General features: G+C 74.1%; 24 protein-coding genes. 12 read left to right on the forward strand and 12 right to left on the reverse strand.

What is annotated here, in order from left to right; genetic code table 11:
• The first annotated feature begins 67 nt into the window (after positions 1 to 67).
• The 5 genes from IE251_RS23755 (at position 68) to IE251_RS23775 (ending at position 6,025) form a co-directional block, all read left to right on the forward strand.
• Positions 68 to 1,090, forward strand: coding sequence for a phosphotransferase family protein (locus tag IE251_RS23755; RefSeq protein ID WP_189755018.1), 1,023 nt, complete (start codon positions 68 to 70; stop codon positions 1,088 to 1,090).
• A gap of 6 nt (positions 1,091 to 1,096) precedes the next feature.
• Positions 1,097 to 2,311 (forward strand): acyl-CoA dehydrogenase family protein, encoded by a 1,215-nt coding sequence (locus IE251_RS23760; protein ID WP_189755019.1) that lies wholly within the window; start codon positions 1,097 to 1,099, stop codon positions 2,309 to 2,311.
• Between the two features lie 113 nt (positions 2,312 to 2,424).
• Complete coding sequence (locus IE251_RS23765) at positions 2,425 to 4,098, forward strand: PucR family transcriptional regulator (RefSeq protein WP_189755020.1); 1,674 nt, start codon at positions 2,425 to 2,427, stop codon at positions 4,096 to 4,098.
• Positions 4,099 to 4,457: 359 nt separating this feature from the next.
• On the forward strand, positions 4,458 to 5,807 hold the full coding sequence (locus IE251_RS23770; protein WP_189755021.1) for a type III PLP-dependent enzyme domain-containing protein: 1,350 nt from the start codon (positions 4,458 to 4,460) through the stop codon (positions 5,805 to 5,807).
• An 11-nt stretch (positions 5,808 to 5,818) separates the two neighbouring features.
• Positions 5,819 to 6,025, forward strand: coding sequence for a hypothetical protein (locus tag IE251_RS23775; protein WP_189755022.1), 207 nt, complete (start codon positions 5,819 to 5,821; stop codon positions 6,023 to 6,025).
• A gap of 18 nt (positions 6,026 to 6,043) precedes the next feature.
• On the opposite strand, the gene IE251_RS23780 is transcribed toward IE251_RS23775, so the two are convergent.
• From IE251_RS23780 to IE251_RS23790, 3 genes are read right to left on the reverse strand one after another with little or no spacing between them, the layout of a single operon-like run.
• Positions 6,044 to 6,637 carry a TetR/AcrR family transcriptional regulator gene (locus IE251_RS23780; RefSeq protein ID WP_189755023.1) on the reverse strand — a complete coding sequence of 198 codons (594 nt, stop codon included), beginning with the start codon at positions 6,635 to 6,637 and terminating at the stop codon, positions 6,044 to 6,046.
• A gap of 26 nt (positions 6,638 to 6,663) precedes the next feature.
• A complete protein-coding gene (locus IE251_RS23785; RefSeq protein ID WP_189755024.1) occupies positions 6,664 to 8,325 on the reverse strand; it encodes a class I adenylate-forming enzyme family protein in 1,662 nt (553 codons plus the stop codon).
• Positions 8,322 to 9,089 (reverse strand): SDR family oxidoreductase, encoded by a 768-nt coding sequence (locus tag IE251_RS23790; protein WP_189755025.1) that lies wholly within the window; start codon positions 9,087 to 9,089, stop codon positions 8,322 to 8,324. The genes IE251_RS23785 and IE251_RS23790 overlap by 4 nt, the downstream gene beginning before the upstream one ends.
• 116 nt (positions 9,090 to 9,205) lie before the next feature.
• Between IE251_RS23790 and IE251_RS23795 the strand changes: the two genes are divergently transcribed.
• Together IE251_RS23795 and IE251_RS23800 are read left to right on the forward strand one after the other, a co-directional pair.
• Positions 9,206 to 10,426 (forward strand): exo-beta-N-acetylmuramidase NamZ family protein, encoded by a 1,221-nt coding sequence (locus IE251_RS23795; RefSeq protein ID WP_189755026.1) that lies wholly within the window; start codon positions 9,206 to 9,208, stop codon positions 10,424 to 10,426.
• Between the two features lie 30 nt (positions 10,427 to 10,456).
• The gene (locus tag IE251_RS23800) at positions 10,457 to 11,758 is read left to right on the forward strand and encodes a serine-threonine protein kinase (protein ID WP_189755027.1); all 1,302 of its coding nucleotides are present in this window, start codon (positions 10,457 to 10,459) and stop codon (positions 11,756 to 11,758) included.
• 27 nt (positions 11,759 to 11,785) lie between these two features.
• On the opposite strand, the gene IE251_RS23805 is transcribed toward IE251_RS23800, so the two are convergent.
• Positions 11,786 to 14,575: a penicillin acylase family protein gene (locus tag IE251_RS23805; protein ID WP_189755028.1), complete on the reverse strand. Its 2,790-nt coding sequence runs from the start codon at positions 14,573 to 14,575 to the stop codon at positions 11,786 to 11,788.
• Positions 14,576 to 14,783: 208 nt separating this feature from the next.
• On the opposite strand from IE251_RS23805, the gene IE251_RS23810 reads away from it, so the two are divergent.
• Together IE251_RS23810 and IE251_RS23815 are read left to right on the forward strand one after the other, a co-directional pair.
• Positions 14,784 to 15,386 carry a hypothetical protein gene (locus IE251_RS23810; RefSeq protein WP_030781495.1) on the forward strand — a complete coding sequence of 201 codons (603 nt, stop codon included), beginning with the start codon at positions 14,784 to 14,786 and terminating at the stop codon, positions 15,384 to 15,386.
• A 123-nt stretch (positions 15,387 to 15,509) separates the two neighbouring features.
• Complete coding sequence (locus IE251_RS23815) at positions 15,510 to 16,238, forward strand: 3-keto-5-aminohexanoate cleavage protein (protein WP_189755029.1); 729 nt, start codon at positions 15,510 to 15,512, stop codon at positions 16,236 to 16,238.
• 349 nt (positions 16,239 to 16,587) lie between these two features.
• Here the strand turns inward: IE251_RS23815 and soxR are convergent, their stop codons facing one another.
• Positions 16,588 to 17,046, reverse strand: a complete 459-nt coding sequence (soxR, locus tag IE251_RS23820; protein WP_189755030.1) for a redox-sensitive transcriptional activator SoxR — start codon at positions 17,044 to 17,046, stop codon at positions 16,588 to 16,590.
• Positions 17,047 to 17,159: 113 nt separating this feature from the next.
• Between soxR and IE251_RS23825 the strand changes: the two genes are divergently transcribed.
• Positions 17,160 to 17,621 carry a MaoC family dehydratase gene (locus tag IE251_RS23825; RefSeq protein WP_189755031.1) on the forward strand — a complete coding sequence of 154 codons (462 nt, stop codon included), beginning with the start codon at positions 17,160 to 17,162 and terminating at the stop codon, positions 17,619 to 17,621.
• A 55-nt stretch (positions 17,622 to 17,676) separates the two neighbouring features.
• On the opposite strand, the gene IE251_RS23830 is transcribed toward IE251_RS23825, so the two are convergent.
• The gene (locus IE251_RS23830) at positions 17,677 to 18,300 is read right to left on the reverse strand and encodes a TetR/AcrR family transcriptional regulator (RefSeq protein ID WP_030608488.1); all 624 of its coding nucleotides are present in this window, start codon (positions 18,298 to 18,300) and stop codon (positions 17,677 to 17,679) included.
• A gap of 98 nt (positions 18,301 to 18,398) precedes the next feature.
• On the reverse strand, positions 18,399 to 19,550 hold the full coding sequence (locus tag IE251_RS23835) for an acyl-CoA dehydrogenase family protein (protein WP_189755103.1): 1,152 nt from the start codon (positions 19,548 to 19,550) through the stop codon (positions 18,399 to 18,401).
• 104 nt (positions 19,551 to 19,654) lie between these two features.
• On the opposite strand from IE251_RS23835, the gene IE251_RS23840 reads away from it, so the two are divergent.
• Together IE251_RS23840 and IE251_RS23845 are read left to right on the forward strand one after the other, a co-directional pair.
• Positions 19,655 to 20,290, forward strand: a complete 636-nt coding sequence (locus IE251_RS23840) for a TetR/AcrR family transcriptional regulator (RefSeq protein ID WP_189755032.1) — start codon at positions 19,655 to 19,657, stop codon at positions 20,288 to 20,290.
• Between the two features lie 43 nt (positions 20,291 to 20,333).
• Positions 20,334 to 21,047, forward strand: a complete 714-nt coding sequence (locus IE251_RS23845; protein ID WP_189755033.1) for an ArsR/SmtB family transcription factor — start codon at positions 20,334 to 20,336, stop codon at positions 21,045 to 21,047.
• A gap of 9 nt (positions 21,048 to 21,056) precedes the next feature.
• On the opposite strand, the gene IE251_RS23850 is transcribed toward IE251_RS23845, so the two are convergent.
• The 5 genes from IE251_RS23850 to IE251_RS23870 all read right to left on the reverse strand — a co-directional run bounded on the left by IE251_RS23850 (position 21,057) and on the right by IE251_RS23870 (position 26,426).
• A complete protein-coding gene (locus IE251_RS23850) occupies positions 21,057 to 22,139 on the reverse strand; it encodes a Zn-dependent alcohol dehydrogenase (RefSeq protein WP_189755034.1) in 1,083 nt (360 codons plus the stop codon).
• Positions 22,140 to 22,152: 13 nt separating this feature from the next.
• A complete protein-coding gene (locus IE251_RS23855; protein WP_189755035.1) occupies positions 22,153 to 23,541 on the reverse strand; it encodes an aldehyde dehydrogenase family protein in 1,389 nt (462 codons plus the stop codon).
• Between the two features lie 208 nt (positions 23,542 to 23,749).
• Positions 23,750 to 24,406 (reverse strand): class F sortase, encoded by a 657-nt coding sequence (locus IE251_RS23860; RefSeq protein ID WP_189755036.1) that lies wholly within the window; start codon positions 24,404 to 24,406, stop codon positions 23,750 to 23,752.
• Complete coding sequence (locus tag IE251_RS23865; protein ID WP_030781527.1) at positions 24,393 to 25,085, reverse strand: hypothetical protein; 693 nt, start codon at positions 25,083 to 25,085, stop codon at positions 24,393 to 24,395. Before IE251_RS23865 ends, IE251_RS23860 begins: the two co-directional genes overlap by 14 nt.
• 60 nt (positions 25,086 to 25,145) lie before the next feature.
• Complete coding sequence (locus tag IE251_RS23870; protein WP_189755037.1) at positions 25,146 to 26,426, reverse strand: MFS transporter; 1,281 nt, start codon at positions 26,424 to 26,426, stop codon at positions 25,146 to 25,148.
• Between the last annotated feature and the right edge of the window lie 16 nt (positions 26,427 to 26,442).

Here is a 26,442-nt window from a genome sequence, read left to right on the forward strand (position 1 = left end):
CTGGACGGCATACCGACCGGTCGGCATCATGAGTCGGGTCCTGTTCACCCGTCCCTAGGAGTGATGTATGAGCGCCGACCACCCGCCCGGGCTGGACCTGGACCGGCTGCGCGCCCTGCTCGAGAGCGAGCGCCCCGGTCTGGTGCACGGTCCGCTGACCGGACGGCTGATCGAGGGCGGACGGTCGAACCTCACGTACGCGCTCTCCGACGACCGCTCGAAGTGGGTCGTCCGCCGGCCCCCGCTCGGCCATGTGCTGGCCACCGCGCACGACATGAGACGCGAACACCGGGTCATCAGCGCCCTGCACCCGACCCGGGTGCCGGTCCCGCGCCCGGTGCTGCTGTGCGAGGACGAGGAGGTACTCGGGGCCCCGTTCTACGTGATGGAGTTCGTCGAGGGCACCCCGTACCGCACCGCCGACCAGCTCGCCCCGCTCGGCCCGGAGCGCACCCGGGACGCGGTGCTGTCCCTGGTGGACACGCTGGTCGAGCTGCACGCCGTGGACCCTGCGGAGGTGGGCCTCGCGGACTTCGGCCGCCCGGAGGGCTTCCTCGACCGGCAGCTGCGCCGCTGGGGCAAGCAGCTGGACGCCTCCCGCAACCGCGACCTGGCGGGCATCGACGAGCTGCACGCGGCGCTCGGCCGCGCCCTGCCCGCCTCCCCCGCCCCGGCCGTCGTGCACGGCGACTACCGCCTGGACAACGTCCTGATCGGCGACGACGACAGGATCAGGGCGATCCTCGACTGGGAGATGTCCACGCTCGGCGACCCGCTGACCGACCTCGGTCTGCTGGTGATGTACAGCCGCCCGCTGGGCATGCCCGACTCCCCCGTCTCCACGACCGCCGAGGCGCCCGGGCACCCCTCGCCGCGCGAGCTGGTCGAGCGGTACGCCGAGCGCTCCGGGCGGGACGTGTCGGCCGTGTCCTGGTACGAGGCGTTCGCCTGGTTCAAGCTCGCCGTGATCCTGGAGGGCATCCACTACCGCTACACGCTCGGCCAGACGGTCGGCCGCGGCTTCGACCGCATCGGCGACCTCGTCCCCGTCTTCATCCACCACGGACTGACCACCCTTCAGGAAGGCTGACCGCACATGGACTTCGCGTTCGACGCGCGTACGGAAGAGCTGCGCGCCCGGCTGCTCGCCTTCATGGACGAGTACGTCTACCCGGCCGAGGCGGTCGCCGAGGAGCAGCGGGCCGCGCTCGCCTCACCGTGGGACACCCCGGCCGTGGTGGAGGAGCTGAAGGCCGAGGCACGCCGGCAGGGCCTGTGGAACCTCTTCCTCCCCGACACCGAGTACGGTGCCGGGCTGACCAACCTCCAGTACGCGCCGCTCGCCGAGATCACCGGCCGGTCCCCGCACCTCGCGCCCACCGCGACCAACTGCGCGGCGCCCGACACCGGGAACATGGAGGTGCTGGCGCAGTTCGGCACCGAGGAGCAGAAGAAGCGGTGGCTCCAGCCGCTGCTGGCCGGGGAGATCCGCTCGGCGTTCGCGATGACCGAGCCCGAGGTGGCCTCCTCGGACGCCACGAACATCACCACGCACATCGAGCGGGACGGCGACGAGTACGTCATCACCGGCCGCAAGTGGTACATCTCCGGCGCGATGAACCCGGACTGCGCGATCTTCATCGTGATGGGCAAGACGGACCCGGACGGCGCCGACATCCGCCGCCAGCAGTCCATGGTCCTGGTCCCCCGCGACACCCCCGGCGTCACGGTGAAGCGCGCGATGCGGGTGTTCGGCTACGAGGACCACTCGCACGGCGGCCACGCCGAAGTGGTCTTCGACCGGGTGCGGGTACCGGTGGCCAACCTCGTCGGCGAGGAGGGCGGCGGCTTCGCCATCGCCCAGGCCCGGCTCGGCCCCGGCCGGATCCACCACTGCATGCGGCTGATCGGCATGGCCGAGCGGGCGATCGAGCTGATGTGCCGGCGGGCGGTGTCCCGTACGGCGTTCGGCAAGGCGCTGGCCCAGCAGGGCGTCGTACAGAACTGGATCGCCGACGCCCGGGTCACCGTGGAGCAGCTGCGGCTGCTGGTGCTGAAGACGGCCTGGCTGATGGACACCGTCGGCAACAAGGGCGCGCACACCGAGATCCAGGCCATCAAGATCGCCACTCCGCGCGCGGTGGTCGGCATTCTGGACCGGGCGATCCAACTGCACGGCGCGGGCGGGGTGAGCCAGGACTTCCCGCTGGCCGAGCTGTACGCGAGCGCCCGCACGCTGATGCTCGCCGACGGCCCGGACGAGGTGCACCAGCGGTCGCTGGCGCGCCGGGAGCTGAAGAAGTACCTCTGACCCTCCATCAGGAGGCTTGGTGCCGTGCCCCGTTGAGCGCGCTCCCGGTATGTGGTGTCGTACCTCTTCCGGGAGCGGCCGGGAACCGGCCGCGGGCACGTCGAGGGGGAAGCGTGACCGAGTCGCGGGACCACGCGGAGTGGGGCCCGGCCGCCGGGCCCGGGGTGACCCTGGAGCGGCTGCTGTCGGTCGTGGGCCAGGGCGCCCTGGAGCTGGACACGGCGCCCGGCGGCCTGGCCGTGGCCGTCGGCGGCGCCACCGTGCTCGATGTGCTGGCCCCCGAGATCCGGCCCAGGGAGCTGGTGCTCGCCGTCGGTGTCGCGGCCGGGTCGGCCCAGGCGGTGGACGTCGTACGCCGGGCCGGTGCCGCCGGGGCCAGCGGGGTGGTCTTCGGCCCGGAACGCCCCGAGGGGGCCCTCGGTGTCCTGCGCTCGGCCGCCCAGGAGGCCGGTACGGCGGTGCTGTTCCGCACCTGGTACCGGTGGGAGGAGCTGGTGGCGGTGCTCCGGGCCGGGCTCGCCGCGGCGGGGATGCCGCCGTTACCGGCCGCCCGGGGCCTGGCGCTGGGCGATCTCGACGGGCTGGCCGACGCGGTGGCCGCCCTGGTCGGCGGCTCGGTGACCATCGAGGACACCGAGTCGCGGGTACTGGCGTACTCCTCCACGGAGGAGAACGTGGACGAGATGCGCCGGCTGACCATCCTCGGACGGCGCGTGCCCGCCTGGCGGGTCGCCGCGATGCACGACGCCGGGTTCTTCCGCGCCCTGTGGGCCACGGACGACGTACTGCACCGGCGCGCCCAGGGCGACAACCCCGAGCGGCTGGTGTGCGCCGTCCGGGCGGGCGGCGAGGTGCTGGGCTCCGTCTGGGTGGCGGCGGTCGCGGGCCGGCCGCTGTCCCCGAACGCCGCCCAGGCACTGCGCGCCGCGTCCCGGGCCGCCGCCCCGCATCTGCTCCACCACCGCACGCGCGGCGCCGACAGCCGGCTGGTGGAGGACGCGGCGCGCGCCCTGCTGGAGGAGCGCGGCTCGGCCGAGGTGCTGGCCGAGCGGGCCGCGCTGCCGGCCCGGGAGCCCTGCGCGGTGCTGGCGGTGGGCGTGGAGAGCGGAGGGCTGGGGGCGGCCGGTGAGCCGTCCCGGATGTACGCGCTGCTCGCCCTGCACTGCGCGGCCCTCGGCCACCGGATCGTGGTCGTGCCGGCGGGCGGCCGGGCACTGGTGCTGGTCGGCGCGCTGGACCGGGACGCGGACCGGGCCCGGGAGCGGATGACGGCGCTCGGCACCTCGCTGACCGCCCGCCTGTCGGCGGCCACCGGCGTGCCGGTGCGGGCCGGGCTGGGCGAGGTGGTGCCGGCGCTGGCGGGGGCCGCGCGGTCGCGCCGCAGCGCCGAACAGGCGCTGAAGGCCCTCGCCAGGACCGGGGACGGGCGGGCCGTGGCGTGGGTGGAGGACGTGGCCGACACCATCGGCGTCCTGCGCGTGCTGGAGGCGCTGCGGGACCTGGAGCTGCCGCCGGGGACCTCGGTGGCGCGGCTGGCCGCGTTCGACGCCGAGCACGCCGGCAGCCGTCTGGTGGAGTCCCTGCGGGCCTACCTGGACCACTTCGGCGATGTGCCGGCCGCCGCGCGCAGCCTCTCGCTGCACCCCAACACCATGCGGTACCGGCTGGGCCGGATCACGGCCGTGTCGGGGCTGGACCTCGGCAGCCCGGACGCCCGGCTGCTGGCGCAGCTGCACCTGCGCCTCGGCCTCGAGGACGGGGAGCGGCGCGACACCCCGGGGCCCTGAGACACCGTTCGTGCGCCCGGAGCACCGAAGGGGCCGTTCGTGCGCCCGCACCACCGGAGGCGCCGTTCGTGTGCCCGCAGCGCCGACGGGACCGTTCGTGTGCCCGCACCACCGGAGGCGCCGTTCGTGTGCCCGCAGCGCCGACGGGACCGTTCGTGCGCCCGCACCATCGGAGGCGCCGCTCCTCGTCGCCGCGCACGAAGGCGGTGCGCGCCGGGGGCGGACCCCCGGTGCGGGCCCGGCCGGGGCGGGTATGCCTGTGTGCGGCCGACGAAGACCGTCCCCGGGTGCGGCGAGCAGCCTGGTCGTGTGCCCGGGGAAACGGCCCCGGGCCGCCGTCCCCGACCGGAGGGTGCACCATGACCGCTGTGTCCCGTGCCGCCGCGCGCCGCGAACACGTCCTGAAGGAAGCCGTGCGGCAGGGCCTGCTCGACCCGGACGTCGCCCCGCTGGCCGGCTTCGTGGACCTCGACGGGGTCGCGGCCACGGTCCGGGCCCTGCGCGAGGCGTTTCCCGGCGCCCCCGAACTGCCCGCCGTCACCCACGCGTTCGCCGCGAAGGCCAACTGCCTGGTGCCCGTGCTGCGGGAGCTGGCGCGGCTCGGGATGGGCTGCGAGGTCGCGACCGGGGGCGAGCTGGCCCGGGCGCTGGCGGCCGGGTTCCCGGCCGACCGGATCGTCTTCGACTCCCCGGCCAAGACGCGCGCCGAGCTGGCGCGGGCCCTGGAGCTGGGGGTGGCCGTCAACGCCGACGGCTTCCAGGAACTGGAGCGGATCGCCGCGCTGCCGCAGCTCCGCACGTCCGCGTCCCGGATCGGGGTACGGCTGAACTGCCAGGTCGGCGGCGGGGCCATCGCCGCGATGAGCACCGCCACGAGCACCTCGAAGTTCGGTGTCCCGCTGACGGATCCGGGCAACCGGGAGCGGCTGCTGCGGGCGTTCGCCGCGTATCCGTGGCTGACCTGGGTGCACACCCACACCGGGTCGCAGGGCTGCCCCCTGGACCTGATGGCGCGCGGGGTGGCGCAGGCGGTGGAGTTCGCCGGCCAGGTGACGGCGGCGTTCGGCCCGGGCCGGGTGGAGGGCATCGACATCGGCGGCGGGCTTCCGGTGAACTTCGCCGACGACGAGGTCACGCCGACGTTCGCCGACTACGTCGGACAGCTGCGGGCCCACGCCCCGGGACTGTTCGAGGGCCGGTACCGGGTCGTCACCGAGTTCGGCCGCTCGGTGCTGGCGAAGAACGGGTTCCTGGCGGCGTACGTCGAGTACACCAAGAGCGCCGGGGGCCGGCCGATCGCCGTGACGCACGCCGGGGTGCAGGTCGCCACCCGGACGGTGTTCAGCCCCGACGCCTGGCCGCTGCGGATCGAGGCGTACGGCCCGGACGGGGCCGCGCTGCGGGCGCGGCCGGTGCGGCAGGACATCGCCGGCCCGGCCTGCTTCGCCGGCGATCTGCTGGCCCGCGACCGGGCGCTGCCGCCGCTGCGGCCGGGCGATCTGGTGGCGGTGCCGGACACCGGCGCGTACTACTTCTCCACGCCGTTCCACTACAACAGCCTGCCCGAGCCGGCCGTGCACGGGGTCCGGACGGACGCGGCCGGCCGGGTGGAGTTCACGCTCGTGCGGCCCGCGCAGGATCCGTGGCTGCTGACGGACCGGGACGGCGTACCGGAGCCGGAGCCGGTCCCGGCCGGCGAAGACCGGTGAGGAGCGGCCCGGTGTCCCGGCCCGGTCCCGGGCGGCCCGGCGGGGGCGGGCCGCTGCTGACCCAGCGCGCCGCCATCGTGTTCCTGCTGGCCGGGCTGGCCGGCGCCGGGGCGAGCGTGCTGGCGGCGCTGGCCGGCAGCGCCTGGCCGGTCGCGGTGAGCGCGGGCGCCGGCACGGCCGCCTCGGCGGTGCTGTTCTTCAAGGAGATCATCGACTAGGCACCGGGCGCCCCGGGATCAGGGGCGCAGGGCGCGCAGCAGGAGGTCGGCGAGGTGGTCGGCGACCTGCTGGGGGGTCAGCGGGCCGTCGGGGCGGTACCACGTCGACAGGTGGTGGACGGAGCCGAAGTGGTAGTCCACCACCAGGTCGGCCGGGGTCGCCGTGGAGAAGACGCCCTCCTTCTGGCCCTCCTCCACCAGCGCGCGGAAGCGTTCGTGGTAGCGCCGGCGCTCGGCGCGGACCTGCTTGTTCTTCTCCGGGCTGAGGTGGTGCATGGACCGGAAGAAGATCGACGCGTCGTCGAGGTTCTCGATGGTGGTGACGACCACGTCGGCCGCCGCGTCCCTGAGCCGCTCGGCCACCGGCTCGTCGGCGTTCGCGTACATGTCCAGCCGCTCCTGCTGGAGGCGCAGCACACGCGCGTACACCTCGTGCAGCAGGTCGTCCTTGGAACCGAAGTAGTGGTACAGCGCGCCCTTGGTGACGCCGGCCGCCTCCACGATCTCCTGCACGGAGGTGCGGTCGTAGCCCTGCTCGGCGAAGAGCCGGGTGGCGGCGGCCAGCAGCCGCTGCGGAACGGGCGTGCCGTCTCCGTCCGTGGTCCTGGGCACTGCCGCCACCTGCCTTTCCGTGGTGTTCAGTCGGTGTTCCGGGAACGCAGTTCCCGACGGAGGATCTTCCCACTCGCCGTCTTGGGCAACTCGGGCAGGATCTCCACCTGACGCGGGTACTTGTACGCGGCCAGTCTCTCCTTGCAGTACGCGGCCAGTTCACCGGGGGCCGCCTCGGCGCCGGGACGGAGGCTGATATAGGCCTTGACGGTCTCGCCCCGGTACCCGTCGGGCACCCCGACGACGGCCGCCTCGCGCACCGCCGGGTGCGTGTAGAGGACGTCCTCGACCTCGCGCGGCCACACCTTGAAGCCGGACGCGTTGATCATGTCCTTCTTGCGGTCCACGACGTACAGCCAGCCCTGCTCGTCCATGAACCCGATGTCGCCGGTGCGCAGCTCGCCGTCCGGGAAGGTCTCGGCGGTGGCGTCGGGCCGCCGCCAGTAGCCGGGCACCACCTGCGGTCCGCGTACGGCGATCTCCCCGTGCTCCCCGAAGGGCACCTCCGCGCCCCGCTCGTCCAGGATGCGCACGACCGTGTCGGCGCCGGGCAGGCCGACGGACAGGGTGCCGGAGACCGGGTCCACGGGTGCTTCCAGGTGGGGCGGGACGGAGGCGCAGGGGGCGGTGCACTCGGTGAGGCCGTAGCCGACCCGGATGTACGGCCCGAAGCGCTCGCGGAACCGCTCCACCAGGGCGGGCGGTACGGGCGCGCCGCCGGAGGAGAGCTTCACGAAGGAGGTGAAGTGGTCGCGGGTGACGCCGGGGTGGGCGGCGAGCGCCATGTAGGCGGTGGAGGGGCCGACGGTGTAGTGCGGGCGGTGCTCGGCGAAGGCGTCCAGGGCGACACCGGGCTCGAAGCGGTACGTGAGCACCAGGGTGCCCGCGCTGTTCAGGCAGGCGCCGAACTGGCAGACCATGCCGGTGATGTGGAACAGCGGGGCGAGCGCGTAGTACACGGGCGCCTCGGGCAGGTCGAGTCCGGTGCTCTGCCGCTCGGCGTTGTGCATGATGTTGGCGTGGGTGTTGGTGGCGCCCTTGGGGGCGCCGCTGGTGCCCGAGGTGTAGCTGATCAGCGCGATGTCCTCCGGGCGCGGCAGCCGGCCCTCGGGGGGCCGGCCGCCCTGCCGGGCGACGGCGGTCAGGTCGTCGGCGTCCGGGGCCTGGGGCAGCCGCTCGAAGGCCAGCACACGGGGGTCGTCGCGGGTCTGGAAGTCCCGCTCGCAGGCAGTGAGCACGATCCGCACCGGGGAGTCGGCGGCGGTCTGCCGCAGGTACGTCTCCCAGGCCCGGTCGGAGCAGATCAGCGCGGTCGCCTCGCCGTCCCGCAGGACGTGCGCCACCTCCCGCGACTTGTACATGGGGTTGACCGGGACGACGGTCGCGCCCGCCTTCCAGGCGCCGAGCACGGCCAGCACGAAGTGCGGGGAGTTCTGCAGCAGGACGGCCACCCGGTCGCCGCGCCGGAGTCCGCGCCCGGCGAGGTGGGCGGCGACGGAGTCGGTCAGCTCGTCGGTCTCCCGGTAGCTCAGCCGGGTGTCGAAGTAGGTGAGGAAGGCGCGGTCGGGGTGTTCGGCGACGGCGGTGCGCAGGGCGTGCGCCAGGGAGTCGGCGGGGTCGAGCGGGGCGCGCTGGGCGTCGGTCAGCAGGGCGAGCCAGGGGCGGTCGGCGTAGCGGGGGGCGGTCACCGGGCGGCCTCCCACTTCTGCTGGACGCGGTTCATGGTGGCGAGCCAGCGCTCGGGCTCGCCGGCCCGCGCCTGGTAGAAGCCGGCGACCTCGGGGTGCGGCAGGATCAGGAAGCGGTCCTCCTCGATGCCCTTCAGCAGGGCGTCGGCCACGGCCTCGGGCTCGATCGCGGTGGGCCGCAGCACCAGGTCGCCGGCGCTGCCGGTGGCGGCCAGCATGTCGGTGCGGACGCCCTGCGGGCAGATGGCGTGCACCTTGACGCCCCGGTGGCGGTAGGTCAGGGACAGCCACTCGGCGAAGGCGTAGGCGCTGTGCTTGGTCACGCTGTAGGAGGGCGCGCCGATCATGGTGAGCAGTCCGGCGGCGGAGACGGTGGAGACGAACCGCCCCGCGCCCCGCTGGAGCCAGCCGGGCAGCAGCGCGTGGGCGGCGCGGACGTGGGCCATCAGGTTGACGTCCCAGGACGTCTCCCAGGTGCGCTCGTCCAGGGTGGTGAGGTCGCCGTCCTCGAAGGCGACCCCGGCGTTGGCGCAGTAGACGTCCACCGTGCCGCCGAGGGCGTCGCGCGCCGCTTCGACGACGCGGGAGGCGTCGCCGGGTACGGCGGTCCCGCCGATCTCCTCGGCCACCGCCTCCGCCTTGCCGGCGTCCAGGTCGTTCACCACGACCCGGGCCCCCTCGGCGGCGAACCGGCGGGCCAGCGCGGCCCCGATCCCTCCGCCCGCTCCGGTGACGACCACTCCCGCATCCCGCACGGCTTCCACCCTCGGTCTCCTTCGACACGACACGACGCGACTCGGCCCAGCGAGCGTCAGACTAACCAGTCGGTATGTGTAAAGGAAGGGGCCGCTGCACCAACCTCTAGGGGACTGGAGGACTCATGGACCTGTCCCGAAGAAACCTGCTCGCCTCGACCGCACTGGCGGCGACTCCGATGCCCCACCACCACCGCGAGCCGCTCCTCACCGGCTTCGAGAACCTCGCCGCCCACGACTACGCGCCCCTCGCCGGCCAGAAGGCCGGCGTCGTCACCAACCCCACCGGCGTCACCCGGGCCACCGAGCACATCGTCGACGTGATGCACCGCGACCCCCGGGTCGAGCTGACGGCGGTCTTCGGCCCGGAACACGGCTTCCGCGGCACCGCCCAGGCCGGCGGCTCCGAGGGGCGCTACGACGACCCGGCGACCGGGCTGCCGGTGTACGACACGTACCTGAAGAGCGGCCGGCCGCTCGCCGACGTCTTCACCGCGTCCGGCGTGGACACGGTCGTCTTCGACATCCAGGACGTCGGCGCCCGCTTCTACACCTACATCTGGACCCTGTACGACTGCATGGAGGCGGCGGCGCTCGCCGGGAAGCGTTTCGTCGTGCTGGACCGCCCCAACCCGGTGACCGGCCGCGCCGCCGAAGGCCCGGTGCTGCGCGAGGAGTTCGCCAGCTTCGTCGGCCGCAAGCCGGTCGCGCAGGCGCACGGCATGACGGTCGCGGAGCTGGCCGGCCTGTTCAACGGGGAGTTCCTGAGCACGCCGGTCGAGCTGGAGACCGTACGCATGTCGGGCTGGAGGCGGACCGCGTTCTACGACGCCTCGGGCCTTCCCTGGGTGCCGCCGAGCCCCAACATGCCCACGCCCGACACGGCATTGGTGTACTCGGGGACCTGTCTGTTCGAGGGCACCAACCTCTCCGAGGGGCGCGGCACGACCCGGCCCTTCGAACTCCTCGGCGCCGAGGGCGTGGACGGGCGCTGGGCCGCCGCCGTGAACGGGCTGGGGCTGCCGGGCGTGCGGTTCCGGGAGGCGTACTTCGCGCCCACGTTCTCCAAGTTCCAGGGGAAGACCGTGGGCGGGGTGCAGGTCCATGTGACCGACCGGGCCGCCTTCGACCCGGTGCGCACCGGGATCGCGCTGCTGGTGACGGCGCGGAAGGTGTGGGACGGGTTCGCGTGGCGGTCCGACCACTGGATCGACAGGCTCACCGGTTCGGACCGGGTGCGCACGATGATCGACGCGGGCGCGGACACCGACGAGGTGACGGGCGCCTGGCAGGAGGAGCTGGCCGCGTTCCGGCGGGTGCGAAAGGGGTATCTCCTGTACAAGTAGCGCGTCTTTCGGGGGACGAGGGAGCCGGGCATGGCGGATGCCGCAGGGAGCGTGACCCCTTACTGGGAGCTGACCTTCGACGCGGACGGGGACGTGGACGGCCCCGAACGGGACCGGCTGCTGGCGCAGGTCACCGAGCGCGGCGTGCGTGACCTGGTCGTCCTCGCGCACGGCTGGAACAACGACCGTTCGGCCGCGACCGCGCTGTACCGGCGTTTCCTCGCCCCCGTCCCGGAGCTGGCGCCGAAGGCCCGGATCGGGTACGTCGGGGTGATCTGGCCGTCGATGCGGTTCAGCGACGAGCCGATCCCCGACTTCCTGAGGTCCGTGGCGGCCGAGGAGGTCCGGGCGGCGCCCCGCCCGGCGCTGGACAAGGACACCCGGCGCGCGCTGCTGGAGACCTTCCCGGGCCGGGCGACCGTGCTGGACCGGCTGGCCCGGCTGCTGGACGAGCGGCCGGCCGGCACCGAGGGGCCGGCCGAGTTCGGGCGGCTGGTACGGCTGCTGCTGGAGCCCGAGGGCCGGCGGGCGGTGGCCGACACCGACGAGGACGGCGAACCGGCCGTGTTCACCGGGGACCCGGTGGCCGCCTGCGAGCAGTTCGCCGAGGCCCTGGCAGCGCTGCGGCCGGCCGCCGAAGCGGCCGGGTTCGGCCTGCCGAACCCGTGGGACGGCGCGAAGGAACTGCTGAGGCAGGTGACGTACTACCAGATGAAGCGTCGGGCCGGGACGGTCGGCGAGCACGGACTCGGGCCGCTGCTCGGGCGGTTGGCGAAGGCGGCGCCCGGGGTGCGGGTGCATCTGGTGGGGCACAGCTTCGGCGGCCGGCTGGTGGCGTTCGCGCTGCGCGGGCTGCCGGAGCCGGTGCGCTCGGTGAAGTCGGTGACCCTGCTGCAAGGGGCGTTCTCGCACTACGCGTTCTCGGCCCGGCTGCCGCACGCGGCGGACCGGTCTGGGGCGCTCAAGGACGCCCAGCGGCGCGTCGACGGTCCCCTGGTGTGCTGCCACTCGCGCTTCGACACGGCTCTCGGCACGTTCTATCCGCTGGCCTCACGGCTCGCCGGGGACGACCGCTCCTGCGCGGGGAACGAGATCGCGGCCGTGCTGGGGCCGCGCTGGGGCGCCCTGGGGCACGACGGGGTGCAGGCGGTGCCGGGCACCGCCCGGCTGGACCTGGCGGCGGCGCTCGGCGGCGGGCTGCCGGCGTCGGGCTGTGTGAACGTGGACGCGGCGGCCGTGGTGCGGCGCGGGGGCGCGCCGATCGGGGCGCACAGCGACATCGTGCACCCCGAACTGGCGCGGCTGGTCCTGGCGGCGGGCCGTATCGCCTGACCCGCCGCCCCGGCGTCCCGGACCGGTTCAGCGGTGCGAGGTGAACTCCACGACCTGCTGGTAGGTCGGACGGTTCTGCCAGCCGATCCGGCCGTGCTTGATGCCGCCCAGGGCGCGCTGGACGATGGAGTCGGCGCACCACTGGTCGCCCGCCGCGCACTGGTCGTCGCCGGGGTAGACCTGGGCGGCGGTCAGTGCGGCCGCCTGCTTCAGGGTGCCGATCAGCTGGTCCCGGCAGGCGGTGAGGCTGCCGTCACCGCAGTACGTGCGGGCCAGCGGGCCTCGTACGGGCTCCCCGAGCACCGCCCGGATGTCCTTGTCGACGTAGGACCACCAGCCGTACTGGAAGGCGCTGCCGGCGTGTGAGCCGGTCGGGCCGTGTCCGGCGGAGGGGGCCTCGTCGACGGGCAGGTTGCGGGTGAGGGCGGTGTACAGGCCGGTGCCGAGGCCGGGTTCGAACTCGGCCTTGACCAGCAGCGGCCACCAGGCGTCCAGGATGCGGATCGCGTCCGCGTCGGCATAGGTCTTCGAACCGGCGGAGGTCTCGGCGCGCTTGGCGCCCGCGGTCACCCACGCCTGGAGCTTGGCCACCGCCGCCGCGGCCGTGGGGTCGGTCACCGGCTGGGAGGTGACCACCTTCAGCAGCCTGGGCAGCACGTCCTCGGCGCGCAGGTCGGCGAGGCCCGCGTCGGCCATGGCCTGGGTCAGCTTGGCCCGGGTCACCCCGCCGGCCGCGACGAGCCTCTTCACCCGGTCGTCCAGCAGGTTGCCGCGGTGCACCGGGCCCTCGCCCCAGGGCGCGGCGGCGTAGTCCGCCGCCTGCTTGTTGTTCCAGGAGATGTAGTAGTCCTGGTCGACGGAGTTCGGGTGGGCGGAGGCGGGGGTGTAGTCGGCGGTGTTCCCGGCCGGGTCCCAGCCCCGCCACTCGTAGGCGGGGGCCGCCCACACCGGGAGGTCGGCGTCGACCCCGGCCGCCCGGACCGGGTTGTCGCCGCTGTTGTAGTACGCGGTGTGCTGGGAGTCGGCGTAGAACCAGTTGAAGGTGTAGTTGATGTGCCGGGCCGCGTTCTGGAAGTCCTGCGGGCCCTTGACGTAGTCGGGGTCGTTCAGCATCTGGAAGCCGATGATGGAGTCGGCCTCGTGCAGGTAGGAGGAGCGCAGGGTGGTGTAGGCGACCTTCTTGCCGCCGACTCTCGCCCGGTAGGCCACCGGTCCGTACTCGGTGCGCCAGACGCGCATGGTGTACGACCCCGCGGCGGTGCCGTCGGCCACGGTCGGCTTCCAGGCGTTCTTCTGCTCGACCTTCTCCATCGCGGTGCAGGTGCCGTGGAAGAGGTAGTGGTAGTCGTCCTGGCACAGTTCGACCGCGTAGGTGTCGATGATGTCCTGGCCGGAGGTGGTGGCGCTCCACGCGTAGTCCTGGCCGCGGCCCAGCTCGACGTACATGCTCAGGCCGGCGAAGGAGGCGCCGCGGGCGCTGATGCCGGGGCCCTGGATCTCCTGGAGCAGCAGCAGTTGCGGGGCGAAGTAGCCGGTCTGCGGCCCGAAGACGGCGATCGGGTGGCCGCTCGCGGTGTGCTTGCCGCTCACCACGAGGGCGTTGGACATGCCGCGCCGGGCGGAGCCGAGCGCGGTCCCGGCCGCGGTGGCCGAGGTCTTCGCGGCGCCCGCGGTGGCGGCGCTGCCGGTGCGGTCGTACACGAGCGGTTCGGGGGTCACCGAGCCGGCGTCGGGCAGGGCCGCCCCCTGGGGGTCGGCGGGCCTGGCGCCGTAGGGGAAGCTCTCGCCGTTGTGCAGGGTGAGGACGGCCTCGGGGTCGTTGCGCTGGCGGAAGGACTCCCAGACCTTCGTGCCCTCCGCCACGCCGTACCTGTCCTGGGCGGCCAGCAGGGACAGCGCGTTGTCGACCTCCCCGCCGCCGCCGGAGCCGAACAGGGAGCCGATGACGGAGGCCAGCGCCACCAGGTCGGTGACCTTGAAGCGGTCTATGGTGCCGGCGTTGGTGATGGAGTCCTTGTGCCCGGTCAGGACGTACTCGCCGGGGAAGTAACGGCCGCTGTCGGAGGCGTCGATGTAGGCGTTGATGCCGTCGAGGTAGGCCTTGACGTCGGCGAGGGCCTGCTGGCCGCGGGCGCCGTTGTGCGCCACGGCGTTGTCGATCTGCGCCTGGAGGTCGGCCTCGGTGTAGGGCGCGTTGCGGTAGAACTGCTGCTCCAGGCCCTGGTTGCTGGGCGCGCCGCCCGCGAAGCCGGTGAGCTGGCCGCGTCCGACGTGCCGGAAGACGTCCATCAGCCAGAGCCGGTCCTGGGCCGCCGCGTATCCGGCGCCGAACTCGGTGCCGTAGCGGGTGGTGCCCGTGATGTGCGGCACGCCGGTCTTCTTGTCGCGGACGATGGTGACGTCGGTGCGGCCGGCCGGTTTCTCGGTGGAGGCGACCTGGTCGGCGGGGACGCCGAAGGAGGCGTCGTTGAAGAAGGTGTTGACGGTGGCGTCGGTCAGCGTCTTGTAGCCGGTGGCCAGGTTGGCGTACGGGCCGAGCTGGTCCTCGGCGTGCGCGGGCTGGGTGCCGAAGGCCTGGTTGAGCAGGATCTGCGCGAGGGTGGCGTTGCCGTTCTCGCCGGGCGGCAGGATGTCCGAACACCGGCTGCCGCAGTAGTCGTTGGGGGCCGTCGCGTCGGTCGCCGCCGCCGCGGTCTGTGTGAGGGGTGTGAGGAGACCGGCGACGAGGACGCATATGGACGCCGTCTTCAGGAACCCGGGGAGTCGGCGGAACGTTCTCAGTCTGTCAGGGGCGGTACGTGGGGTTCGCCGTGGCATGGCGGCTCCTAGCGACTGGGGTGGCCGAACGTTACCGCCGGTTATCCCCACGTTTAAAGGTGAACATGCGTCACTTTCTGGAGTCCGCAAGGAGAACCGGAGAAGAGATGGAGCCGAATCGCCTGTCGATACGTCTATTCGGCGACGTCCGTGCGACGACGCCGAAGTGACCGCGGTGCAGGTACAGGTGTGACGGAGGTGCAGGGCGATGGCCGGTTTCCGGAGTCTGGCGAGACAGGTACGCGACCCGGACTGCGATCTGGCACTGCGGCGGTACTCGCTGCGCAAGTGCCTGGAGAAGTTCGCCCCTTACGGGCATCGGGCGACCTGGGACCATCTGTGCTCCCGGGCGGGGTTCGGCCCCGAGGACCGCTCGCCCGATCCGGCGCGGCTGGTGGCCGCGCTCGAGGAGTTGGAGGAGGCCCGTGACGTCTGGCTCGCCTATGAGACGGACTTCACCGAGCGGCGCAAGCGGGAGAAGCACGACGGACTGCGCCGGCCGGGCAGCGTGGACGACTGGCACCGGCTGACCTGGGGCGGGTTCGGGGTCGCCTGGTGCGACGACCCACGGGTGCATCCCCGGGCGCCGCTGGCGGAGGTGCTGCGCCGGCTGATCGCCGCGCTGGAACGGGAGCCGGGCACGTCGTGCCCGGTGTGCGGCGGGGAGCGGCTGGTCTGGAAGTACGGCCTGGACCACGAGCCGTCGTCCGGCCCGGTCTGCACGGGCTGCGGCATCCTGGTCCCGCGCCCCGTGCTCAGCCCCGTGGCCCTCCGGCACGCGGGCCGGGACCGCCAGCTGACACCGGCCTGACCACCGGTCGCGGCGGTGTGCGGAGGGTGCGCAGGGGATGCCGCACCCCTTCCGGGGAAGGTACGCCCGCGCGGCGGGAAGCGTCCTTCGGCCGTTGTCGGTGACGGTCTGCATCATCGAGGCATGGTGCAGGCGTGTCTCAACGGAAGCCGGTCGGCCGCCGACGGCGCGGGTGTCCCGGTGTCCCCCGGGGAACTGGCCCGCTCCGCTGCCGAGGCCGTGGCGGCCGGTGCCGCCTCGGTGCATGTCCATCCCAGGACACCGTGCGGGCGCGAGAGCCTGTCCGCGCGCGTCGTCGGCCCGGCGCTGGAGGCGATACGGGCGCGGGTGGCGGTGCCGGTCGGGGTGACCACCGGTGCCTGGGCGGAGCCCGACCCGGCGGCCCGGCTCGACCGGGTGCGCTCCTGGGCGGTGCTGCCCGACTTCGCCTCGGTCAACTGGCACGAGCCGGGCGCCGAGGAGGTCGCGGCGGAACTCCTCGCCCGGGGCGTGGGCGTGGAGGCGGGCCTGTGGTCCGGCACCGAGGGGGCCCGCCGGTTCGCGGCCTCGCCGCTCGGGCCCCGGGTGCTGCGGGTGCTGGCCGAGGTGACCGACCCGGATCCGGCGACCGCCGAGGCGTCGGCACGGGCGCTGCTGGCGGAGCTGGGGACGGCGCACGGCCGCCCGGTGCTGCTGCACGGCGAGGAGGGCGGCACCTGGCCGGTGCTGCGGCTCGCGCTCCGGCGGGGCCTGGCCACCCGGATCGGCCTGGAGGACACCCTGCTGCTGCCGGACGGCCGGCGGGCCGGGTCCAACGCCCGGCTGGTAGCGCAGGCGAGGGCCGAGGCCGCCCGGACACGGCACGCGCCCTGAGCCGGGCACGTCGGCCCAGGGGCGACGGCGACACCGCCGGGTCCGGCCGGCGCACGGTCCCGTCCGCCTCGGCCGGGACGCCGGACGGCGCGCACCCCGAGGACGTGCCGGAGGGCGAACTGCCGCTCGTGTCCCGGCTGTACGCGGGGCCGTACGGCATCGGGCGGGTGCCGGAGTACGCCGACGGACGCGAGACGGTGTCCGCCCGCGCGCCGCGTCCCCGGGGGGCGTCCGGCCCACCGTGGACCGCTACGGCCCGGCGGGCGGCGCAGGCTCGGCCCGGCGTACTCGGCCTTCCAGGGGCACGGAGTACGCGGGCGGGCCCGCCGCCCGGACCGCGGACGGCACGTCAGCGGCGTTCCGCCATCAGCCGGGAGCCCGTCAGGCGGTCGCCGAAGACGTCGTCCGGGTTGGACAGGGCACAGGTCTTCAGGGACAGGCAGCCGCACCCGATGCAGTCGGTGAGCTGATCGCGCAGCCGGTTCAACTGCTGGATGCGCTCCTCCAGTTCCGAGCGCCACATCTCCGACAGCCGCGCCCAGTCCTCCCTGGTCGGCGTGCGCCCCTCCGGCAGTTCCGCCAGGGCCTCGCGGATCGTGGCGAGGGGGATGCCGACGCGCTGGGCCGCGCGGATGAAGGCGACCCGGCGCAGGGTGTCGCGGCTGTACCGGCGCTGGTTGCCGGAGGTGCGCCGGCTGGAGATCAGGCCTTTGGTCTCGTAGAAGTGCAGGGCGGACACCGCGGCTCCGCTGCGCGCGGACAACTGGCCGACGGTCAGCTCGTGGATCTTCTCGGGAATCTGGGGCACCCCTCAGAGATTACAGAGACCCCCGGCCCCACCGGCCCCGCGTCCGTTGACATCGCCCCGCCACCCGACCATGCTAAGCAGTTGCTTAGAGATGCGAGCGAGAGGCCGGGAACATGGCAGAACCGAGGACCTTCACCTCCCCCGACGAGCTGAGGGCGGCCGTGGGCGAGCAGCTGGGGTACACCGACTGGCTGGAGGTCGACCAGAAGCGGATCGACCTGTTCGCCGAGGCGACCGGCGACCACCAGTGGATCCACGTCGACCCGGAGAAGGCCGCCGCCGGGCCGTTCGGGACGACCATCGCGCACGGCTATCTCACCCTGTCGCTGCTGCCTCTCTTCGGGCCGCAGCTCATCCGGGTGGAGGGCGTGAAGATGGGCGTCAACTACGGGACGAACAAGGTCCGCTTCCCCTCCCCCGTCCCCGTGGGCTCCCGGCTGCGCGCCACCGCGAAGATCACCGGCGTCGAGGACGTCACCGGCGGTGTGCAGGTGACGGTCGCGTTCACCGTGGAGCGCGAGGGCGGCGACAAGCCGGTGTGCGTCGCGGAATCGGTGTCGCGGTACTACCTGTAGGCGCGTACCACCTGTAGGCCCGTACCGCCTGCAGCCCGCCGGGAGTCCGCGGGACTCAGCGGGCCCCGACCATCCGCAGGACGAGGTCGGCGTAGAGCGCGCCGACCTCCTCGGGGGTGCGCGGGCCGTCCACGTTGAACCAGCGGGCCACGTCGATGCACAGCGACAGCACGGCGAGCGTGGTGCCCCGCACGTCCAGGACGTCGAACTCGCCGGCGGCCACGCCGTCCTCGATGATCCGGCGCACCTCGGCGTCCACCTGGCGGCGCAGCGCGACGATCTCCGCGCGGGCGTCGGGGCCGAGGGCGTCCAGCTCGTACTGCACGACCCGCGCGGTGGTGCGCCGTCCCGCGTGCCAGCGGACGAAGGAGCTGACCGCGTCGGCCAGCCGCTCCTTGGCGGTGCCCTCGCGGCGGGCGGCGGTGCGCAGGATGCCGAGGGCCTTGTCGTGGCCGATCCGGCTGATCCGGTGGAGCAGCTCTTCCTTGGTCTTGTAGTGGATGTACAGCGCGGCCGGGCTCATGCCGGCCCGGCCCGCGATGTCCCGGGTCGTCGTGGCGTGGTAGCCGCGCTCGGCGAAGGCCTCCACGGCGGCGACGAGCAGCCGCCGGGCCGCGTCCGGGGTGACCTCTTCCCACGGCTCCACTTCGCCGCCGGTCGTCTCCTCCGCCGTACTCATCGCTCGCTCGCCCCTCTCGGTGACAGGAGCACCACCATACCGCCGACGGTGAGCGGGCGCTTAGCGTGGCCTTTCGGGGGGAGCGTTCGGGCGGGGACTCAGAACGCCGAGACGCCGGTCAGGGCGCGTCCGATGAGCAGCTTCTGGATCTGGCTGGTGCCCTCGTAGAGCGTCATCACGCGGGCGTCGCGCAGGAGCTTGCCGACCGGGTACTCGTCGATGTAGCCGTAGCCGCCGAAGACCTGGAGGGCGTTGTTCGCGGCGCGGACAGCGGCCTCGGAGGCGAACAGCTTGGCCTTGGAGGACTCCACGGCGAACGGCTCGCCGCGGTCGATCAGATCGGCGACCCGCCAGGTCAGCAGCCGGGCCGCGTCGACGTCCACGGCGATGTCGCTGAGCAGTTCCTGCACCAGCTGGTGGTGGGCGATGGGGGTACCGAACTGCTCGCGCTCCCCCGCGTAGGCCACGGCCGCGTCCAGTGCGGCCTGGGCTATCCCGACACAGCCGGCGGCCACCGACATCCGGCCCTTGGCGAGCGCGGACATGGCGACGTTGAAGCCCTTGCCCTCCGCGCCGACCATGGCGGATGCGGGCACCCGCACGTCCTGGAGGACCAGTTCGGCGGTGGCCTGGCCGCGCAGGCCCAGCTTGCCGTGGATGGTGCGGCGGGTCAGGCCGGGCGTGTCGGTGGGGATCAGGAAGGCGGACACGCCCTTGTGGCCGGGGGCGTCGGTGGAGCGGGCGAAGAGCAGGACGACGTCCGCCCAGGTGCCGTTGGTGATGAACATCTTGGTGCCGTTGAGCACGTACTCGTCGCCGTCGCGCACCGCGCGGGTGGTGAGGCTGCCGGCGTCGGAGCCGGTGCCGGGCTCGGTGAGGCCGAAGCAGCCGACGTACTCGCCCGCGGTGAGCCCGGGCAGCCAGCGCCGCTTCTGCTCCTCGCTGCCCCAGGCGGCGATCGTCTTGGCGACGAGTCCGAGGGAGACGGACACGATGCCGCGCACGGAGGAGTCGCCGCGCCCCAGCTCCTCGGTGACCAGGCAGTACGCGAGGTGGTCGCCGCCCGAGCCGCCGTACTCCTCGTCGATGGTCAGGCCCAGGAAGCCGACGTCGCCGAGCTTCTTGACGATGCCCCGGTCCACCTCCTCGGCGCGGTCCCAGGCGACCACGTGGGGGGCGATCTCGCGCTCCACGAAGTCCCGGGCGAGCTGCCGTACGGCCGCCTGCTCCTCGCTGAGCCCCAGGTCCACCACGAGATCACCCCACACCGAACGCGTCAGTCGATCGAATCTTGAAAGCCGTACATTTAAATTAGCACTGCTAGTTTCCGGCTCGCAGCCCTACTATGTGCGCCATGGCCCGACCGCGCAAGCCCCTCCTCAGCCCCGACCGGATCGTCGAGACGGCCCGGGACCTCGTGGACCGGGAGGGCCTGGCGGCCGTCTCCACCCGGCGCCTGGCCGCCGAGCTGGGGGTGAGCGGGCCCTCGCTCTACAACCACTTCCGCACCAAGGACGAGATCCTGGAGGCCGTCGCGGACTGGGTGAGCGCGCAGGTCGACCTGTCGATGTTCGAGGACGGCCGGGACTGGCGGACCGCGCTGCACGACTGGGCCGTCTCCTACCGGGCCGCCCTGCGCGACCACCCGAACATCGTCCCGGTCCTCGCCCGGGGCCCCGGCCGCCGCCCGGCCGCGCTGCGGCTGGCCGACGCGGTCTACGGCGCGATGGTCGACGCGGGCTGGCCGCCGGCCCAGGCGACCTCCATCGGCGCGCTGATGCGGTACTTCATCATGGGCTCGGCGCTCGGGTCGTTCGCCGGCGGCTTCGTGGACGACGCGAGCGCCTACGACCCGGCCGACTACCCCCACCTCGGGCAGGCCCATCTGCTCGCCGAGCAGCAGGAGAAGATCGACGAGCGGGCCTTCGAGGCGGGGCTCGGCGCACTGCTGGACGGGCTGGCGCAGCAGTACGAGCGGGTACGGGTGTGACGCTTCGGCGACCACCGAAGTACCGGTGTCCCATGCTGGGGGGATGAGCACCGAGGACTCCCGGGCCGCCGGCCTCGCCGCGCTGGCCGGGCTGATCGCCGACCGGACGCGGGCCGCGTGCCTGCTGGCACTGCTGGACGGGCGGGCGTGGACGGCCGGTGAGCTGGCCCGGCACGCCGGGGTGGCCCCTTCCACGCTGACCGAGCACCTGCACCGGCTGGTGGCCGGCGGACTGCTCGCCGAGGAGCGGCAGGGACGGCACCGGTACGTACGGCTGGCCGGCCCGCGGGTGGCCCAGCTGGTGGAGGACCTGGCCGCCCAGGTGTCCCCGGCCGGGGCGCGGCGCCCGCCCCGGGGGCTGCGCGAGGCGAGCGCCGGGGCCGCCATGGCCCGGGGGCGCACCTGTTACGACCATCTCGCCGGGCGGCTGGGCATCACGGTCACCGACGCGCTGACCGGGCGGGGGCTGCTGCGGCAGGACACCGGGTTCGCGCTGACCGACGCGGGGCTGGAGTGGTTCGGCGCGGCCGGCATCCCGCTCGACCTCTCCGGCCGCCGCCCGCTGGCCCGCGCGTGCCTGGACTGGACCGAACGCCGGCCGCACCTCGCGGGGGCCGCGGGGGCGGCGCTGTGCCGGCGGGCGCTGGAGGCGGGGTGGTGTGTGCGGGTGGGCAGCGGGCGGGCGGTGCGGATCACCGCCGCGGGCGAGCAGGTCATGTCCGACCTGCTCGGCATCCCGCTCGGTGCGCTGCGGTGAGGACCGGCGTCAGAACACCACCACCGCCCGGCCCCCCTTCCCCGCGAGCATGTTGTCGAAGGCCGCCGGGATGTCCTCCAGGGTGATGCGGTCGGTGACCAGGGTGGAGAGGTCGAGGCGGCCCTGCCTGACGTGGTCCGCGAGGATCGGCACGTCACGGGACGGGTCGGTGTTGCCGTAGACGCAGCCCGACAGGGTGCGGCCCCAGTGGAAGAGTTCCAGGGCGTTGAAGGTGACCTGCTGGTCCTTGCCGCCGATGCCGACGACCGTGGTCCGGCCGCCCCGGCGGGTGGACTCCCAGGCCGCGCGGATGGAGACCGCGCGGCCCACGCACTCCACGGCCACGTCGACGCCCTGCTTGCCGGTGAGGGCGCGGATCTCGCGGGGCGTGGTGTCGGAGGCCAGGACGTAGTCGGTGGCGCCGGCCGCGCGGGCCAGTGCCTCCTTCGCGGGCGAGACGTCGACGGCGACGATCCGGGACGCGCCCGCGATCCGGGCCGACTGGATCGCGGCGAGGCCCACTCCGCCGACGCCGAACACGGCGACGGTCTCGCCGGGCCGGACCCCCGCCGAGTAGTGGACGGCGCCGTAGCCGGTGAGCACCGCGCAGCCCAGGAGGGCGGCGTCGACGGGGTCCACCCCGTCCGGCACCGGCAGCACACAGGACGCGGAGACCACCGTCTCCTCGGCGAACGCGGCCACGTTCAGGCCGGGGTGCAGCTCGGTGCCGTCGGCGGTGCGGGCGTAGACGTCGGCGGAGCCGCTGAGCGCGTTGGCGCACAGCCAGACCTCGCCGAGCGTGCAGGCATGGCAACTGCCGCAGGAAGGCGCCCAGTTGAGGACCACGGGGCTGCCGGGCGCGACATGGGTGACGCCCTCGCCGACGGCGATCACCGTGCCGGCGCCCTCGTGACCGAGGACGGCCGGGACCGGCACCCGCATGGTGCCGTTGGACAGGGACAGGTCGGAGTGGCAGACGCCGGCGGCGGCGAGGCGGACCCGGACCTGTCCGGGACCGGGGTCGGGCAGCTCGATGCCGGTGATCTCCAGCGGGGCCCCGACGGCGGGCAGGACGGCGGCTCGTACGGCCATGGTCGCGGACTCCTCAGAACTGGAGGGACTTGGTCTGCAGGTACTCGGCGAGTCCGTGGCTGCCGAGTTCCCGGCCGACGCCGGACTGTTTGTAACCGCCGAAGGGCGCGAGGGGGTTGAACCGGCCGCCGTTGATGTCGACCTGGCCGGTGTCCATGCGGCGTGCGAAGGCCACCGCCTCGGCCTCCTCGGCGGCCCAGACGGCGCCCGCGAGGCCGTACACCGTGCCGTTGGCGATGCGCAGGGCGTCCTCCTCGTCCTCGTAGCGCAGGATCGTCAGGACCGGGCCGAAGATCTCCTCCTGGGCGATCGTCATCTCCGGGGTGACGTCGGCGAAGACAGTCGGGCTGACGAAGTAGCCGCGCTCGCGCGGGGCCTCGGGGCCGCCGGCGACCAGCCGGGCGCCCTCGGCGACGCCCTTCTCGATGTAACCGCGCACCCGGGCCTGCTGCTTGGCGCTGACCACCGGGCCGATCCGGTCGCCGTACTTGGCGGCGGCGGTGGCGGCCAGTTCGACGGCCTCGGCGTACTGGTCGCGGTGGACCAGCATGCGGGTCCAGGCGCTGCACGTCTGGCCGGAGTTGGACATCACGTTGGCGACGCCGACGTTCACGGCGCGGGCGAGGTCGGCGCTCGGCAGGATGACGTTGGCGGACTTGCCGCCGAGTTCCAGGGCGACCTTCTTCACGGCCGCGCCGGCCACCGCGCCGATCTGCCGGCCGACCGCGGTGGAGCCGGTGAAGGAGACCAGGTCGACGCCGGGGTGCTCGGCGAGGGCCTGCCCGGCGACCGGGCCGAGGCCGGTGACCAGGTTGAACACGCCCGCGGGCACGCCCGCCTCGTGCACCGCCTCGGCGAACAGCTGGGCGACGAGCGGGGTGTCCTCGGCGGGTTTGAGGACGACCGTGCAGCCGGCGGCGAGGGCGGGGGCGACCTTGGCGACGATCTGGTGGAGCGGGTAGTTCCAGGGGGTGATCGCGCCGACCACGCCGATGGGCTCGTGCAGGACCGTGGAGTTGCCGACCTTCTCCTCGAAGGAGTGCCGCGCGGCCAGTTCGGCGAAGGAGGCGGCGACCGCGAGGGGCACCGCCGCGTGCACGGCCTCGGAGAACTTCGGCGGTGAGCCCAGCTCGGCGGTGACCGTCGCGGCGATCTCGTCCTTGCGCCCGTCCAGGGCGCGGTGCAGGGCTGCGAGGCGGGCGGCGCGTTCGGCCGGGGGTGTGGCGGCCCAGCCGGGCAGGGCGGCGCGCGCGGCCCGTACGGCGGTGTCGACGTCTAGCGCGCCGCCCGCCGGGACCTTGCCGATGACCTGCTCGTCGGCGGGGTTGACGACCTCGATCACGTCGCCGCTCGCGGCGGGGCGCCAGGCGCCGTCGATGTACAGGGCGTCATGTGCCTTCATGCTGTGTCCTCCCGGCGGGTGCACGTCGTCCGGCACACAAACTAGCGGTGATAGTTTTGCCGCGCCAGACATTCCCGGGCCATGGGCCCCCGGGACATCATCGCGGACGGCCCGGCCGGCGCGGAGCCGAGTCCGCCGCACGACCGGGCCGCCGCCCGGCTGGACGCCGGTCGACCGGATGCCGCTTCACTGGTTGCCGGTTCGCCGGTCACTTCGCCGCGGTCAGATGGGCGAAGACCACCACGTTGCTGGTGTAGCCGGTGCGCCGGCTGAACAGGCCGCCGCAGGTCATGATCCTCAGCTCCGGGCGCCCGGTCGCGCCGTAGACCTCCCGGTCGGGGAAGCCGGCCTTGTCGTAGACCTTCACCCGGTCCACGGAGTAGACGGCGGTACGTCCGTCCGCCCGCCGCACCTCGACGGCCTTGCCGGGTTCGACCGAGGCGAGCCCGGCGAACACCGCGGGTCCGCTGCGGGTGTCGCGGTGGCCGACGGCGACCGCGGTGCCCGCCTCGCCCGGCGTGGGCCCGCCCTCGTACCAGCCGACCAGCCGGGGCTGATCCACCGGCGGCGTCTCCAGCTCCCGGTGGGCGTCAAGGCGGAGCGGGACGATCGGGGCGTCGATCCCCAGGGAGGGCACGCGGAAGGCGGTCGGCCGGGACCGGGGCAGCGGGCGGGGCGGCGGGGCGGGCGGCGCGGGCGGGGCCGCCGCCTCGTCCGCGCCGCCCGCCCGGCCGGCCGTGGCCGGTCCGTCATGTCCCCCGCAGCGCGAGCCGACCGCCACCAGGACGGTCACCAGCACGGCCGTTCGCGCGAGGCGGTAGGCGCGGGTCCGGTACCAGGGCCTGCGCCGTCTACGCGGCGCCATGGGGGCGGCGGCGGATCAGCCGGACGTACACGGCGGCGCTGACGGCGACCAGGCCCACGGCCGCCGCGGCGGCCACCGGGGAGTACGCGGCGGCCGTGTCGATGAGGCCGCCGCCGCCCGCGTGCACACCGCCCTTCGGGCCGTCGTGGTCGCTCTGGCCCCAGGACCCGTTGTCCTGGTGCTCCCCGTCGTGCTGCTGGTGGTCCTCGATCTGGCCGCCGGGCGCGCCCTCCACCTTGCCGTCGTGGCAGTTGACGCGGAAGACCTTCTCCTTCAGGGCCGGGGGCGCCCCCACCGTCCAGCTGATCTTGTACTGTCCGTCGGCCAGCCCCAGCGGGTCGGTGTGCCCGGCGCCGCCGGCCAGCTGGATGATGCCCGTCACGGTGGCGGCGGTGGGCAGCGGGGGCTGGGGCGTGATCGTGTACGCGATGCTGGTCAGGGTGTCGAAGTTGACGGCCTCCAAGAAGAACTTGCAGACCACCGGGTCGTCCTTGGCCGAGCCGATGAACGACGGGGGGTTGGTGGAGCGGGCATTGTGGATCCTGATGTCGCCGTTCTCCCCCTGGGCCGCCGCGTTCGGCGCCGCCACCCACGACGCGCCCGCCGCGGCGAGGGCGGTGAGGACGACGGTGGCGCCCGCGCGGGAGCCGGCTGCACGGGGGAGTGTCAGGGTGGGCATGCGCAATCCTCCGGGTTCAGACGATTTTCATACAAATCGCTCTTTCGCCTGGACACTGCCTCACGACCCGCGCGGCTCCCGGCAACGGCGCCGGGCGCGCCCTCGGATATCGCCCGTGCGGCGCAGTCCCGGGCCCTCGCGCCGCTCTCCCGCCACCCGTCCGGCCCCCTCCCGGGGCCGCCCGGAGGAGCGCAGCGCCACTCCGGCGGAGGCCAGCAGCAGCCCGCCCAGCATCAGGAACGGCGCCGCCACCCCCGCCAGCCCGGCGACCAGGCCCGCGGCGGCCGGGGCGGCCACCTGGCCCAGCCGGTTGCCGGTCAGCCGCAGGGCGAGCGCGGTGGAGCGGGCCTCCTCGGGCGCCGCCCGCACCACCGTCGTCATCGACAGCGGCTGGCCCACGCCCAGGCAGAAGCCGAGGAGCGTGAGCATCACGCCGAGCGCCCACACCGGCACCGGCAGCGCGACCCCCGCGCACAGCAGGGCCGCCAGCAGACAGGTCCCGGTGAGCAGCGCGGGCCTGCCGAGCAGCCGCAGCAGCGGGGTCAGGACCAGCCGGCAGGCGATGGTGGCACCGGCCCGCAGGGCGAGCAGGACGCCGATCACCGCGGGGGCGATGCCCCGGTGCTCGCCGACCACCGGCAGGTAGGCGGTGAGGATGTCGGTCGCGGACAGCACCGACAGGCTGATCAGCATGCCCGCGGGCACGCCCCGGGCGCGCAGGATGCCCGCGACCGGCACCCGTCCGCCGCCCGGCGGGCGCGCCGGGCCGGCCGTACGGTCCTCGATCCGCCACAGCGCGGTGAACGCGACGGCGGCGCCCGCGCCCGCCGTGACGAGGGCCAGCGCGCTGCTGTGCGCCAGGCCGGGGCCGCCGACGAGGGCGCCCGCGGCGAGCGGGCCGACGAGCTGGCCGAGGGAGGCGCCGATGGTGAAGTGGCCGAAGTCACGGTCCTGTTCGTGCGGCGCGGACTGGCGGGCCACCAGCGACTGGGCGCCGATCACGAAGCACAGGTGGCCGAGGCCCATGACCCCGCTCCACAGGGCCATCGCCCACAGGGAGCCGGCCAGTCCGCTCAGGGCGCAGCCGCCCGCGATGAGGACCACGCCCGCGGGCAGCAGGGGTGCGCAGCGGCCGTGGTCGGTGCGGCGGCCGAGCGGTACGGCGGCGAACAGCGGCAGCAGCGCGTAGACACCGGCGATGACGCCGACCGCCCGTTCGTCGGCGCCCAGCGCCAGGGCCCGGTAGGAGACGGCGGGGCGGGCCATCGACACCGCCCCCTGGGCGAAGCCGAAGGCGATGACGAGGCGGAGCAGCCAGCCGCGGTTCCCACCGGGCGCCATGGGTGCGGTCCTTCCC

The organism is Streptomyces eurythermus, assembly GCF_014649115.1.
GTDB classification, from domain to species: Bacteria; Actinomycetota; Actinomycetes; order Streptomycetales; family Streptomycetaceae; genus Streptomyces; species Streptomyces eurythermus.